The following is a 14,271-nucleotide window of genomic DNA, read 5'->3' on the forward strand; positions in this document are numbered from 1 at the left end:
GACCACGCCCTTTGCTCTGCTTCAGCGACGGCAACACCGGAGCGCTCCCAGCGGTGCCGCGGGTGAAGCAGAGCAAAGGGGCCGTGCGTGGGTGGTGGGATGCGGCGGGTCGGGCGTTGACGGACGGCGCGGCATCGGCACTCGCGTTCGCGGACGCGGTGGCGGGCCGGCCGCCGGTAACCCAGGGGCGGCGCCGCCCGCGCCTGCCTATTCTTGGCGACGACATGCAGAATCCAGCCGCACCGGCCGCGCCCGACTCGCTCCGTGAGCTGCACCGCCGCCTCTCCCCCCTGATGTTCCGCGATCAGCGCCGTCTCCAGCGACGGCTGGACGGCGTCCGGAAGCTGCGCGACCCGGAGCGGCGGGAGTCGGCGCTGACCGAGATCACCGCCGAGGTCGCCCGGGCCGAGCAGCGGCTGGCCGACCGGCGGGCCGCGGTACCGGTGATCACGTACCCGGCCGGCCTGCCGGTGAGCGACCGCAAGGACGACATCGCCACCGCGATCCGGGACCACCAGGTGGTGATCGTGGCCGGCGAGACCGGCTCCGGCAAGACCACCCAGTTGCCGAAGATCTGCCTGGAGCTGGGGCGCGGGGTGCACGGGCTGATCGGGCACACCCAGCCCCGGCGGCTGGCCGCCCGCACCGTCGCCGACCGGATCGCCGAGGAGCTCGGCACCGAGCTGGGCGACGTGGTGGGCTACAAGGTCCGCTTCACCGACCAGGTCAGCGACCGCAGCCTGGTCAAGCTGATGACCGACGGCATCCTCCTGGCCGAGCTGCAGACCGATCGGATGCTCCGCCAGTACGACACCCTGATCATCGACGAGGCGCACGAACGCAGCCTCAACGTCGACTTCATCCTCGGGTACCTGAAGCAACTGCTCGCCCGCCGACCCGACCTCAAGGTGATCATCACCTCGGCGACCATCGAGACCGGCCGTTTCGCGCGGCACTTCGCCGACGCCGAGGGCAAGCCCGCCCCGATCGTCGAGGTGTCCGGCCGGACCTACCCCGTCGAGGTGCGCTACCGGCCGCTGGTCGAGGTCAACGAGGCGGAGGAAGAGGAGGACGACGGCGAGGGGGAGAACGTCCGGGACCAGATCCAGGCGATCGGCGACGCGGTCGAGGAGCTGGCCGCGGAGGGCCCCGGCGACATCCTGGTCTTCCTCAGCGGTGAACGGGAGATCCGGGACACCGCCGACGCGCTGGGCAAGCTGGTGCAGAAGAAGCGCGCGCTGCTCGGCACCGAGATCCTGCCGCTGTACGCCCGGCTCTCCGCCGCCGAGCAGCACCGGGTCTTCGCCGCGCACACCGGGCGCCGGGTGGTGCTCGCCACCAACGTCGCGGAGACCTCGCTGACCGTGCCCGGCATCAAGTACGTGGTCGACCCGGGCACCGCCCGGATCTCCCGCTACTCCAGCCGGCTCAAGGTGCAGCGGCTGCCGATCGAGCCGGTCTCCCAGGCGTCGGCGAACCAGCGCAAGGGGCGCTGCGGACGCACCTCGGACGGCATCTGCATCCGCCTCTACGACGAGCAGGACTTCCTCTCCCGCCCCGAGTTCACCGACCCGGAGATCCTGCGGACCAACCTGGCCTCGGTCATCCTCCAGATGACCGCGATCGGGCTCGGCGACATCGCCGCCTTCCCGTTCATCGACCCGCCGGACCGGCGCAACGTCACCGACGGCGTCAACCTGCTGCACGAGCTGGGCGCGTTGGACCCCACCGAGACCGACCTGACGAAGCGCCTCACCTCGCTGGGGCGGCGGCTGGCGCAGCTGCCGGTCGACCCCCGGCTGGCCAGGATGGTGGTGGAGGGCGAGCGCAACGGCTGCGCCACCGAGGTGATGGTGATCGCCGCCGCGCTCTCCATTCAGGATCCCCGGGAACGGCCGGTCGACAAGCAGGCCCAGGCCGACCAGGCGCACGCCCGGTTCACCGACCGGGAGTCGGACTTCGTCGCGCTGCTCAACCTCTGGCGCTACCTGCGGGAGCAGCAACGGGCCCTCTCCTCCAGCGCCTTCCGCCGGATGTGCAAGGCCGAGTACCTCAACTACCTGCGGGTCCGCGAGTGGCAGGACATCGTCAGCCAGCTGCGCCAGGTGCTGCGTACCCCCGAGTCGGGCGGCGGGGGGCGCGGCGGGCGAGCGGCGCGCGACGCCGACGGCGGCCCGGACGCCGGGCAGCGGCGCGGGGTCGGTGCGGACCTGCCGGAGGAGATCGACACCCCGAAGGTTCACCAGTCACTGCTGGCCGGGCTGCTGTCGCACGTCGGGCTCAAGGATCCGCAGAAGAACGAGTACCTGGGCGCCCGGGGGGCGAAGTTCGGGCTCTTCCCCGGCTCGGCGCTGTTCCGCAAGCCGCCGCGCTGGGTGATGGCCGCCGAGCTGGTGGAGACGTCCCGGTTGTGGGGCCGCATCGCCGGCCGGGTCGAGCCGGAGTGGGTCGAGCCGCTCGCCCAGCACCTGGTCAAGCGCAGCTACAGCGAGCCGCACTGGGAGAAGAAGCAGGCGGCGGTGATGGCGTACGAGAAGGTGACCCTCTACGGCATTCCGCTCGTCACCTCCCGGAAGGTCAACTTCGGCCGGATCGACCCGGCGCTGAGCCGGGAGCTGTTCGTCCGGCACGCGCTGGTAGAGGGCGACTGGCAGACCCACCACCAGTTCTGGCAGGACAACCAGCGGCTGCTGACCGAGATCGAGGAGCTGGAGCACCGGGCCCGCCGGCGGGACATCCTCGTCGACGACGAGACGGTGTTCCGCTTCTACGACGAGCGGATCCCCGCCGACGTGGTCTCCGGCCGGCACTTCGACGCCTGGTGGAAGAAGACCCGCCGGGAGCGGCCCGACCTGCTCACCTTCACCCGTGAGCTGCTGGTGAACGCCGGCCGGAGCGGGGTCGAGGAGGCCGACTACCCGGACGAGTGGCGCGCCGACGCGGTGGCCCTGCCGCTGACCTACCGGTTCGAGCCGGGCACCCCGACCGACGGCGTCACCGTGGACATCCCGCTACCGCTGCTCAACCAGGTGCCGGCGGAGAGCTTCGACTGGCAGGTGCCCGGGCTGCGCGAGGAGCTGGTGATCGCGCTGATCCGCTCGCTGCCCAAGGCGCTGCGCCGCAACTTCGTCCCGGTGCCGGACTACGCCCGGGCCGCGCTCGCGGCGATGCCGGCCGGCGAGGAGCCGCTGCTGGACGCGCTCACCCGGCAGCTGCGCCGGATGACCGGGGTGACCGTGCCCCGGGAGGCCTGGGACGTGCCGAAGCTGCCACCGCACCTGCGGGTGACGTTCCGGGTGCTCGGCGAGGACGACCAGCCGGTCGCCGAGGGCAAGGACCTGCCGGCGTTGCAGCGCCAGCTCACCCGGGAGGTACGCCAGGTGGTGGCGGCCGCCGCCCCGGACGTGGCCCGCACCGGGCTGCGTGAGTGGAGCATCGGCACCCTGCCGCGCAGCATCGAGCAGGTGCGCGCCGGCTACGCGGTGACCGCGTACCCGGCGCTGGTGGACGAGGGCGGCACGGTCGGCGTACGGGTCTTCGACTCGGCCGCCGAGGCGGAGGCGGCGCACTGGGCCGGCACCCGGCGACTGCTGCGGCTGACCGTGCCGTCGCCGGCGAAGTTCCTGCAGGGGCGGCTGTCGAACGAGGCGAAGCTGGCGCTCAGCCGCAACCCGCACGGCAGCGTGCCGGCGCTGATCGAGGACGCGGCCGGCGCGGCGATCGACAAGCTGATCGCCGACGCGGGCGGCCCGGCCTGGGACGCCGACGGCTTCGCCGCGCTGCGCGAGCGGGTCCGGGCCGACCTGGTGGACACCGTGGTCGAGGTGATGGAGCGGGCCCGCCGGGTGCTCGCGGCGGGGTACGCGGTCGAGCAGCGGCTCGGCCGGACGCAGAACCTGGCGGTGGTGGCCGCGCTGGCCGACATCCGCGCCCAACTCTCCGGGCTGGTGCACGCCGGCTTCCTCACCGAGACCGGGTACGCCCGCCTGCCCGACCTGCTGCGCTACCTGACCGCGATCGAGCGGCGGCTGGAGCGGCTGCCGCAGAACCCGCAGCGGGACCGGCAGCAGCAGGACCGCGTCGCCACGGTGCGCAAGGAGTACGAGGACATGCTCGCCGCGCTGTCACCGGCCCGCCGGCAGGAGGCCGCGGTGCGGGAGATCCGCTGGATGATCGAGGAGTTGCGGGTGAACGTCTTCGCACAGGCGCTCGGCACCCCGTACCCGGTGTCGGAGCAGCGCATCTACCGGGCGATGGACGAGGCCGAGGGGCGCTGAGCCGACGGGACCGGGGCGGATCCGGCGGATCCGCGCCCGACCCCGCCGGTCCCGGTCGGGTGGTGTGGCGCGGGGCAGATCGGGAAGACGCCTCGCCCTCGCGTGCCGACCGGGCGCGCCACCGCGGTGAGGAGCCCGATCCGTGCCCACTGCCCCTGTGGTCCCCGGAGCTGTCCCCGGCAGCGCCATCGCCGCCCGCCCCCGGCCGGCCCGCACCGCGGCCGTCACCCGCCTCGTGGGGTTGCTCGTCGCCGGGCTGGCGCTGCTGCTGATCGGCGTCCTGCACCTGCCCGGCAGCCCGGTCGATCCGGTCCGGGAAACGGTCAGCGACTATGCGCTGTCGCGCCACGGGTGGCTGTTCAACGTGGCGATCGTCGCGCTGGCCGTGGGTTCGGCGCTGCTGCTCGCCCCGGTCGCCCGGTCCGTCGGGCGGGCCGCCGGCGGCCGGGTTCGGCTCCTGTCGGCGGTGGGACCGGCCGGGCTGGGCGCCTGGTGCTTGGGGCTCGTGGTCCTGGTCGTCTTCCCACGCGATCCGGTCGGCGCCGCGGTGACGACGACCGGGGACATCCACCGTTGGGCCGCGGTCGCCGCCCTGTCGGGGCTGCCGGTCGGCGCGCTGCTGACCGCCGTACGGCATCCGGGGCGGCTCGCCCGCGCGGTGGGCCTGGGTGCGATCGCCTGCCTGGTCGCGATGGCCCCCTTCGTGGCCGCCTACCTGGTGGGCTCCCCACTGCGCCCGTTCGTGGGTCTGATCGAACGCCTCGTCTGCCTCGGCGAGGTCTGCCTGCTGCTGCTCGTCGCGCAGCTGGGACGACGCGACCGGTCGGACGGCCGGGGCGACCCCCTACAGCGGCTCGACGCCGGGCGGGAGCTCGCCGGTGGAGGTGGCGTCGCGGACGTAGTCGAGCAGGATGCGGCGCAACTCCCGGCCGGCGTGGGTGGGCACCACGTCGCGGCGCCGGGCGACGGCGATGGTCCGGGTCACCCCGGGTGGGGCCAGCCGGGTGATCCGCACCCCTGGGCGGCGGGCGACCACGATGCCCGGCACCAGCGCGATGCCCAGGCCGGCCTCGACGAAGCTGAGCACCGCGTCCATCTCTCCGCCGTCGACGGCGAAGGTCGGCTCGAAACCGGCCTCCCGGCAGGCCTGGATGGTGGCGTCGCGCAGGTCGTAGCCCTCGCGGAACATCACCATCGGCTGGTCCCGCAGATCGGTGATGCGCAGCTCGCCGGTCGTGGCTGCGGGCAGCCCGGCCACCGAGGCGACCACCAGGCTCTCCCGCAGGATCGGGTCGACGCGCAGCCCGGGGTCGGCGCCCTGGGCCGGCATGATGATCAGCGCCAGGTCAAGGTCGCCGCGGAGCAGGTCACGGACGAGGTCCTGTGAGCCGCCCTCCTCCACCCGCAGGTCCACGGTGGGGTGCGCGTCGCGGAAGCGGCGCAGCACCGGCGGGGCGAGCGAGGTGGCCAGGCTGGGCGTGGCGCCGAGGCGTACCCGGCCCCGGCGCAGGCCGACCAGTTCCTGCACCTCGCGGGTGGCGGTGTCGACGTCGGCGAGGATCCGCTTGGCCAACGGCAGCAGCACCTCGCCGGCCGCGGTGAGCGCGATGTTGCCCCTTAGCCGTTCGAAGAGTGGGGCTCCGAGGTCGGTCTCCAGGGCGTGAATTTGCTTACTCAACGACGGCTGGGTTATGCCGACGATGTCGGCCGCCTGGGTGAAATGTCGTACTTCGGCCACCGCAACGAAGTACCTGAGCTGATGGAGCTGCATCTAAATAGCCTACGGCTATCAAGACTGCGGGTTCGATGCATTGGACGACTGATCAAAGTGCTTTTAGCGTCGAACGCGTGGTAGTCACGAAAACCCGGTCGCCCATCCGCTCCAACGTCGGCCTGAAAGCCGTCATGGCGGTGACGGGCATCATCCTGGTGCTGTTCCTCATCCTGCACATGCTCGGCAACCTGAAGGTGTTCACGGGGGAGACCTCGTTCGACCACTACGCGCACTGGCTGCGCGACATCGGCAAGCCGCTGCTGCCGGGCGTCTGGTTCCTCTGGATCCAGCGTGGCGTGCTGACCGTCGCCGTGCTGGGGCACATCGCCGCCGCCACCGCCCTGGCCCTGCGGGCCCGGGCCGCCCGACCGGTCCGGTACGCCCACCGCGCGAAGGTCCGGGGCAGCTACGCGGCCCGCACGATGCGCTGGGGTGGGGTGATCATCCTGCTCTTCGTCATCTACCACCTGCTGGACCTGACCACCGGTCACCTGAACCCGGTCGGCGACCCGACCAAGCCGTACGCCAACGTCGTCGCCGACTTCGCGCCGGAGCGCTGGTACGTCACGCTCTTCTACACCCTGGCGATCGTCGCGCTGGGCTTCCACCTGCGGCACGGGGCGTTCAGCGCGTTCCGCAGCCTGGGGCAGCAGACCCCGCAGGGTGAGCGCCGGGCCCGCACCGCCGCGTTGGTCTTCGCCGTCGCGCTCTGCGCCGGCTTCCTGGTGGTCCCGTTCGCCGTACTCACCGGATTGGTGGCCTGAACATGGATCTCTACACCGAGGGCGACCCGATCGCCGACGCCAAGGCTCCCGACGGCCCGATCGAGCAGCGCTGGTCCACCCGGCGCTTCGAGGCCAAGCTGGTCAACCCGGCCAACCGCCGGAAGATGACGGTGATCGTGGTCGGCACCGGTCTGGCCGGCGGCTCGGCCGCGGCCACGCTGGCCGAGCAGGGCTACCACGTCAAGTCCTACTGCTACCAGGACAGCCCGCGCCGGGCGCACTCGATCGCGGCGCAGGGCGGCATCAACGCGGCGAAGAACTACCGCAACGACGGCGACTCGGTGCACCGGCTCTTCTACGACACCGTCAAGGGCGGTGACTTCCGCTCCCGCGAGTCGAACGTGCACCGGCTCGCCGAGGTCTCGGTCAACATCATCGACCAGTGCGTGGCGCAGGGCGTGCCGTTCGCCCGCGAGTACGGCGGCCTGCTCGACACCCGCTCCTTCGGTGGCGCCCAGGTGCAGCGCACCTTCTACGCCCGGGGCCAGACGGGACAGCAGCTGCTGCTCGGCGCGTACCAGGCGCTGGAGCGGCAGATCGGCCTCGGCAACGTGGAGATGAACGCCCGGCACGAGATGCTCGAGCTGGTCGTGGTGGACGGCAAGGCCCGGGGCATCGTGGTCCGCGACCTGGTCACCGGCGAGATCAGCACCGAGATGGCCGATGCCGTGGTGCTCGCCTCCGGCGGCTACGGCAACGTCTTCTACCTCTCCACCAACGCCAAGGGCTGCAACGTCACCGCCACCTGGCGGGCGCACCGCAAGGGCGCGTACTTCGCCAACCCCTGCTACACGCAGATCCACCCGACCTGCATCCCGGTCTCCGGCGACCACCAGTCGAAGCTGACCCTGATGAGCGAGTCGCTGCGCAACGACGGCCGGGTCTGGGTGCCGAAGACCAAGGGCGACGACCGCGCGCCGCGGGACATCCCCGAGGACGAGCGGGACTACTACCTGGAGCGGATCTACCCCTCCTTCGGCAACCTGGTCCCCCGCGACATCGCCTCCCGAGCCGCGAAGAACGTCTGCGACGAGGGCCGGGGCGTCGGCCCGACCAAGCTCGGCGTGTACCTCGACTTCGCCGACGCGATCGACCGGCTGGGCCGCAAGGCGATCGAGGCCAAGTACGGCAACCTCTTCGAGATGTACGAGCGGATCACCGGCGAGGACCCGTACGAGGTGCCGATGCGGATCTACCCCGCGGTGCACTACACGATGGGTGGGCTCTGGGTCGACTACGACCTCCAGTCGAGCATCCCGGGTCTGTTCGTGATCGGCGAGGCCAACTTCTCCGACCACGGCGCCAACCGGCTCGGCGCGTCCGCGCTGATGCAGGGCCTGGCCGACGGCTACTTCGTGCTGCCCACCACCATCGCCAACTACCTGGCCTCGGGACCGTTGGAGAAGGTCGACGCCAGCCACCCGGCGGCGGTCGAGGCGCGCGCCGACGTCGAGGACCGCATCCAGCGGCTGCTCGCGGTCAACGGCGACCGGACGGTGGACTCGTTCCACCGCGAGCTGGGCCAGATCATGTGGGAGCACTGCGGCATGGAGCGCAGTGACGCCGGGCTGCGCAAGGCGATCGCCGAGATCCGGGCGCTGCGCGAGCAGTTCTGGCAGCGGGTCCGGGTGGTCGGCGACGGCGAGGGGCTCAACCAGTCGCTGGAGAAGGCCGGCCGGGTGGCCGACTTCTTCGAGCTGGCCGAGCTGATGTGCATCGACGCCCTGCACCGCGAGGAGTCCTGCGGCGGCCACTTCCGGGCCGAGCACCAGACCTCCGACGGTGAGGCCCAGCGCGACGACGACCGGTTCGCGTACGTCGCCGCGTGGGAGTTCACCGCCACGGGTGAGCCCTCGGTGCTGCACAAGGAAGACCTGAAGTTCGAATACGTCCACCCCACGCAGCGGAGTTACAAGTGAACCTGACCCTGCGCATCTGGCGCCAGACCGGCCCCGAGGACAAGGGTCGGATGGTGACCTACCAGGTCGACGACGTCTCCCCGGACATGTCGTTCCTGGAGATGCTCGACGTGCTCAACGAGCGGCTGATCCTCGCCGGCGAGGACCCGGTGGCGTTCGACCACGACTGCCGCGAGGGCATCTGCGGCATGTGCGGCATGATGATCAACGGCAACGCGCACGGGCCGCAGCGCGGCACCACCGCCTGCCAGCTGCACATGCGGCAGTTCTCCGACGGCGACACGATCGACATCGAGCCGTGGCGGGCCCGGGCCTTCCCGGTCATCAAGGACCTGGTGGTCAACCGGGGCGCCTTCGACAAGATCATCGCTGCGGGCGGCTACATCACCGCGCCGACCGGCAGCGCGCCCGAGGCGCACTCCACCCCGGTCGCCAAGGCCAACGCGGACGCCGCCTTCGAGTCGGCGGCCTGCATCGGCTGCGGCGCCTGCGTGGCGGCCTGCCCGAACGGCTCCGGCATGCTCTTCACCGCCGCCAAGCTCACCCAGCTCTCGCTGCTGCCGCAGGGCCAGCCCGAGCGGTACACCCGGGTGATCGGCATGGTCGACGCGCACGACGAGTCCGGCTTCGGCGGTTGCACCAACGCCGGTGAGTGCACGGTGGCCTGCCCGAAGGGCATCCCGCTGAACACCATCGGCCGGCTCAACCGGGACTTCCTCGCGGCCACCACCACCAAGCGGGGCGACAACACCCCCGGCTCCTGACGGCCACCGCGCACCACGGGCCGCCGCTCTCCCGCCCGGGAGGCGGCGGCCCGTGCCCGTCTGCGGGCCCGACGCGAGACGCCTCCCCCGCGCCGACCCGACGGCCCCCGGGCCGCCCGCCCGGCGAGGATCCCCGCCGGCGCCCTGTCGACCTGCCCCCACCCGGGGCCGGTCGGCAGCACCTGCGGGTACTTCCGGTTCAAGTCCCTCCACCGGGGTAGCAGCCCCGAGGAGGACTTCCAGGGGAGGACGCGGGCATGAAGGCTTTGACGTGGCAGGGCAAACGGGACGTGCGGGTGGAGGAGGTGCCCGACCCTCGGATCGAGGAGCCGACCGACGCCGTCGTCCGCATCACCTCGACCGCCATCTGCGGCTCCGACCTGCACCTCTACGAGGTGCTCGGGCCGTACCTGAAGCCGGGCGAGGTGCTCGGGCACGAGCCGATGGGCATCGTCGAGGAGGTCGGCTCCGGAGTGAGCCGGCTGAAGCCGGGCGACCGGGTGGTGGTGCCGTTCAACATCGCCTGCGGAAACTGCTGGATGTGCCGCCGGCAGCTCTACGCCCAGTGCGAGACCACCCAGGTGCGCAGCGAGGGCAAGGGCGCGGCGCTCTTCGGCTACACCTCCCTCTACGGCTCGGTCCCCGGCGGGCAGGCCGAGTTCCTGCGGGTGCCCCACGCCGACTTCGGCCCGATCACCGTCCCGCAGAACGGCCCGGACGAGCGCTGGCTCTACCTCTCCGACATCCTGCCCACCGCCTGGCAGGCGGTGAAGTACGCGGACACCCCGCCCGGCGGTACCCTCGCCGTCTTCGGGCTCGGCCCGGTCGGGCAGCTCTGCGCCCGGGTCGGCCGGCACCTCGGCGCCGGCCGGGTGATCGGCCTGGACCTCGTCCCGGAGCGGCTCGAGCTGGCCCGCCGCTACGGCGTGGAGGTACTCGACGTCCGGGAACTCGACGACGTGCCGGGCGCCCTGATCGACCTGGTGGACGGGCGCGGCCCGGACGCGGTGATCGACGCGGTCGGCATGGAGGCGCACGGCGCGCCCGCCGGCAAGCTCGCCCACACCGCCGCCGGGCTGCTGCCGGACCGGCTGGCCCGGCCGGTGATCGACCGGGGCGGGGTGGACCGGCTCAGCGTGCTGCACGCCGCGGTGAAGGCCGTCCGCCGGGGCGGCACCGTGTCGATCTCCGGGGTCTACGGCGGTGAGCAGAATCCGATGCCGCTGATGGAGATGTTCGACCGGGGCATCCAGCTGCGGATGGGCCAGTGCCACGTGCGCCGCTGGGTCGACGAGATCATGCCGCTGCTCAGCGGCGACGACGACCCGCTGGGCGTCGAGGACCTGCACACCCACCGGCTGCCGTTGCAGCGGGCGCCGGAGGCGTACGAGATGTTCCAGCAGAAGCGGGACGGGTGTGTGAAGGTCGTGCTCGCGCCGTGAGCCGGGTGGTGGTGGTCGTCGGCGCCACCAGCGGCATCGGGCGGGCGGCGGCCCGGGCCTTCGCCGGGCGCGGCGACCGTCTGGTCCTCGCCGCCCGCGCCCCGCAGACCCTCGCCGAGGTACGAACGGAGTGCGCGGCCGCCGCCGAGGTGCTCACCGTGCCGACCGACGTCACCACCCCCGGCGCGTTGGAGGCGCTGGCCGACGCGGCCGTCGACCGCTTCGGCCGGATCGACGTCTGGGTGCACGCCGCCGCGGTCACCGCGTACGGGCGCTTCGACGAGCTGCCCGGACGGCTCTTCGAGCAGGTGGTCCGGACCGACCTGCTGGCCGCCGCCGAGGCCGCGAGGGTCGCGTTGCGGCACTTCCGGGCCACCGGGGCGGGCACCCTGATCCTCACCGGGTCGGTGCTCGGGCACATCACCGCGCCCTACCTGAGCGCCTACGTGGCGGCGAAGTGGGGGCTGGCCGGGCTGACCCGGGTGCTCCAGCAGGAGCTGCGGGACGCCCCGGACATCCACCTCTGCCTGGTCAACCCGGGCAGCGTGGACACCCCGGTGTACCAGCGCGCGGCGAACCACCTGGGCCATGTCGGCCGGCCACCGCCGCCGATCACCACCCCGCAGCGGGTGGCCCGAGCAATCGTGGGCTGCGCCGACCGGCCCCGCCGGGAGGTCTCGGTGGGCCGGCTCAATCCGCTGATGCGGGTCGGCTTCACCGTGCTGCCGGGGCTCTACGACGCCCTGGTCGGGCCGTTGATGCGCCGGCTCGGGCTGAGCAACCGGCCGGTGGCCCCGCACGACGGGGTGCTCTTCGCCCCCGACCCGGCCAGCGAGGCGCTGAGCGGGGGCTGGCTGCCCGACCCCGCCCACCTGCTGCGGGTCGCCGTCGCGCTGCCCGCAACGCTCGGTTCCCGGTTGCGGCGACGCCTGGGGTGAGGCGTCCACGGGATCACCGGGATCTATCGGTTCGCCTAGGGTGGTGGGTCGGAGAGAACTCCGGCGCACCACGACGGGAGAGACGATTGACTATCCGGGTGAACCGCAGGACCGCGCTCGGTTTCGGCACGGTGGCCACCGCCGGCACCGTACTGGGCACCACCTCGCCGGCCGCCGCCGCGGTGGACGCCGACGCGGTGGACACCGACGCCGCTCTGGCCGCCACCGCCCAGCTGGTGGCCGCCCGGGTGGCCCGGGCCTACCAGCGGGCGACGACGCAGGCCGGCGGCAACTGGCAGGCGTACGTCAGCGTCAGCGACGCCGCCGGCGCGCCGGTCGTGGCCGTGGCGGACTCCCCCGACCAGCGCCTCGAGGCCTACAGCGTCAACAAGATCGCGGTGGCCGTGGCCGTGCTCGACAAGGTCGACCGGGGTCTGCTCGCCCTCGACCAGCGGCTCGAGGTGACCGAGTCGATCGTGGTGCCCGGCGGCGACGGCATCTTCAGCCTCGACGGCGCCTACCCCAGCTCGGTCACCCTCGGGCACGCGCTGGCCGCCCTGCTCACCGTCTCCGACGACACCGCCGTCCGGCTCTGCGGCCTGGTCTGCCCGGCCCTCGAGCTGAACGCCATCCTGGTGGCGAAGGGCTTCCCGAACACCCAGGTCCAGCCGGTCGCCAACCCGAACCGGTTCTTCCTCGGCACCAGCACCCCCCGGGAGACCCACGACCTGCTGCGGGCGCTCGTCGCCGGCGCCCTGCTCTCCCCCACCTCCACGACGTTCCTGCTCAACCTGTTGCGCTCCCCCATCGCCTACACCGACGGCATCCGGCGGGTCATGTCGTCGGCCGAGCGGGCCCGGGTCGCCACCAAGGCGGGCTGGTTCGACAGCGCGCGGCACGAGGCCGGGGTGATCTTCGACCCGGCGGGCGCCCCACTGCTCACCTACGCGCTCTTCGCCGACGGGCAGGCCGACGCCGACGACTTCGGCGCCACCCACCCGGCCGTGCAGGCCCGGGCCCGGCTCGGCCGGTTCTTCCTGACCGCGACCTCCCGGCTCGCCGGCGTCGGCCCGCGCCTGCGGTTGACCACTCAGCGACCGAGCAACGGCGGCTGAGCAGCCGCGTCCCGCGGCCGAGCGCCGCCGCGCACCGGGTTCCCTGGAGCGCGGCGGCGCTCGGTGGCTACGGTGTACTGCGGGAGACGGCTGGAAGGGACAACCATGGGCGCACCAGCGGAACGACCGCAGTTCGAGCGGGCCCTCGGCCGGCGGCTGGGAGGGCTCGTCGGCGTGGCCGCGCTGGCCGGGTTGGCCTGGGTGGCCCGGGATGTGCCGCTGGCGTTGGGTGGCCGGCTGGCCGGTGCCCGGGCTGAGCGGGCGGCCCGGTCGCCGCGGTTCCGGGACGGCGCCTTCCACAACCCGGCCAGCACCCGGACGATGGTCCCCGAGCCGGGCCGCAACCTGCTCTGGGAGCTGGTCTTCGGCAAGCAGAAGCGCCGCCCGAGCGCGGCCGTGCCGCTGCTGCGGCCGGCCGACGCGCCCGGCGGGGCCGACCAGAGCCGGGAACTCAACATCATCTGGTACGGCCACGCCTCCGCGCTGATCGAGATCGAGGGCCGCCGGGTGCTGCTCGACCCGGTGTGGAGCGAGCGCTGCTCACCGTCCGCGCTGGTCGGCCCCCGCCGGCTGCACGAGCCGCCGGTCCGCCTCGACGAACTGCCCGCGCTGGACGCGATCCTGATCTCCCACGACCACTACGACCACCTCGACCTGCCCACCGTGCGGGAGCTGCTGGCCAGCCAGTCCGCCCCGTTCGTGGTGCCGCTGGGCGTCGGCGCGCACCTCGACCGGTGGGGCGTGCCGGCCGAGCGCATCATCGAGCTGGACTGGTCGGAGAGCCACCGGGTGGGCGGCCTGGAGATCACCGCGACCGCGGCGCAGCACTTCTCCGGCCGGGGGCTGCGCCGCGACGGCACGCTCTGGAGTTCGTGGGTGGTCGCCGGGACGCACCGGAAGGTCTTCTACACCGGCGACTCCGGCTACTTCGCCGGCTACGCCGCCATCGGCGCCGAGCACGGCCCGTTCGACGCGACGCTGGTGCAGATCGGCGCGTACGACCGGGCCTGGCCGAGCATCCACATGTACCCGGAGGAGGCGGTCACCGCCCACCTCGACCTGCGCGGCGGGTTGCTGATCCCGGTGCACTGGGCGACGTTCAACCTCGCCCTGCACGACTGGTCGGAGCCGGTGGACCGGCTCTGGACCGAGACGAAGGCGCGCGACGTCCGGCTGGCCGTGCCGCGGCCCGGCGAGCGGGTGGTGGTGGACGACCCGCCGGCGGTCGACGGCTGGTGGCAGTCGGTCGCCTGACCC

General features: G+C 72.8%; 9 protein-coding genes and 1 pseudogene. 9 read left to right on the forward strand and 1 reads right to left on the reverse strand.

From position 1 onward, the window contains the following. Window positions 1-224: 224 nt before the first annotated feature. Together hrpA and ACIP9D_RS24005 are read left to right on the forward strand one after the other, a co-directional pair. Window positions 225-4,277: an ATP-dependent RNA helicase HrpA gene (gene hrpA / locus ACIP9D_RS24000; protein ID WP_350873097.1), complete on the forward strand. Its 4,053-nt coding sequence runs from the start codon at window positions 225-227 to the stop codon at window positions 4,275-4,277. A gap of 235 nt (window positions 4,278-4,512) precedes the next feature. Further along, window positions 4,513-5,067 (forward strand): annotated as a pseudogene (locus ACIP9D_RS24005) (DUF998 domain-containing protein); the annotation flags it as partial. Between the two features lie 54 nt (window positions 5,068-5,121). On the opposite strand, the gene ACIP9D_RS24010 reads toward ACIP9D_RS24005, so the two are convergent. Next, the gene (locus ACIP9D_RS24010; RefSeq protein WP_350873098.1) at window positions 5,122-6,048 is read right to left on the reverse strand and encodes a LysR family transcriptional regulator; all 927 of its coding nucleotides are present in this window, start codon (window positions 6,046-6,048) and stop codon (window positions 5,122-5,124) included. Between the two features lie 35 nt (window positions 6,049-6,083). Between ACIP9D_RS24010 and ACIP9D_RS24015 the strand changes: the two genes are divergently transcribed. The 7 genes from ACIP9D_RS24015 to ACIP9D_RS24045 all read left to right on the forward strand — a co-directional run bounded on the left by ACIP9D_RS24015 (window position 6,084) and on the right by ACIP9D_RS24045 (window position 14,268). Next, on the forward strand, window positions 6,084-6,815 hold the full coding sequence (locus ACIP9D_RS24015) for a succinate dehydrogenase cytochrome b subunit (protein ID WP_350873099.1): 732 nt from the start codon (window positions 6,084-6,086) through the stop codon (window positions 6,813-6,815). A gap of 2 nt (window positions 6,816-6,817) precedes the next feature. Next, window positions 6,818-8,755, forward strand: a complete 1,938-nt coding sequence (locus tag ACIP9D_RS24020) for a fumarate reductase/succinate dehydrogenase flavoprotein subunit (protein ID WP_350873100.1) — start codon at window positions 6,818-6,820, stop codon at window positions 8,753-8,755. After that, on the forward strand, window positions 8,752-9,519 hold the full coding sequence (locus ACIP9D_RS24025) for a succinate dehydrogenase/fumarate reductase iron-sulfur subunit (RefSeq protein WP_350873101.1): 768 nt from the start codon (window positions 8,752-8,754) through the stop codon (window positions 9,517-9,519). Before ACIP9D_RS24020 ends, ACIP9D_RS24025 begins: the two co-directional genes overlap by 4 nt. A gap of 257 nt (window positions 9,520-9,776) precedes the next feature. Next, window positions 9,777-10,961, forward strand: coding sequence for a zinc-dependent alcohol dehydrogenase (locus tag ACIP9D_RS24030; RefSeq protein WP_350873102.1), 1,185 nt, complete (start codon window positions 9,777-9,779; stop codon window positions 10,959-10,961). Then, window positions 10,958-11,899 carry an SDR family NAD(P)-dependent oxidoreductase gene (locus ACIP9D_RS24035; protein WP_350873103.1) on the forward strand — a complete coding sequence of 314 codons (942 nt, stop codon included), beginning with the start codon at window positions 10,958-10,960 and terminating at the stop codon, window positions 11,897-11,899. The genes ACIP9D_RS24030 and ACIP9D_RS24035 overlap by 4 nt, the downstream gene beginning before the upstream one ends. A 98-nt stretch (window positions 11,900-11,997) precedes the next feature. After that, a complete protein-coding gene (locus tag ACIP9D_RS24040) occupies window positions 11,998-13,014 on the forward strand; it encodes a serine hydrolase (protein WP_350873104.1) in 1,017 nt (338 codons plus the stop codon). A gap of 105 nt (window positions 13,015-13,119) precedes the next feature. Continuing rightward, on the forward strand, window positions 13,120-14,268 hold the full coding sequence (locus ACIP9D_RS24045; RefSeq protein WP_350873105.1) for an MBL fold metallo-hydrolase: 1,149 nt from the start codon (window positions 13,120-13,122) through the stop codon (window positions 14,266-14,268). The last annotated feature ends 3 nt before the right edge of the window (window positions 14,269-14,271 follow it).

Origin of the sequence: Micromonospora sp. NPDC093243, from assembly GCF_044753725.1 — a bacterium.
In the GTDB taxonomy this organism is placed as follows: Bacteria; Actinomycetota; Actinomycetes; order Mycobacteriales; family Micromonosporaceae; genus Micromonospora.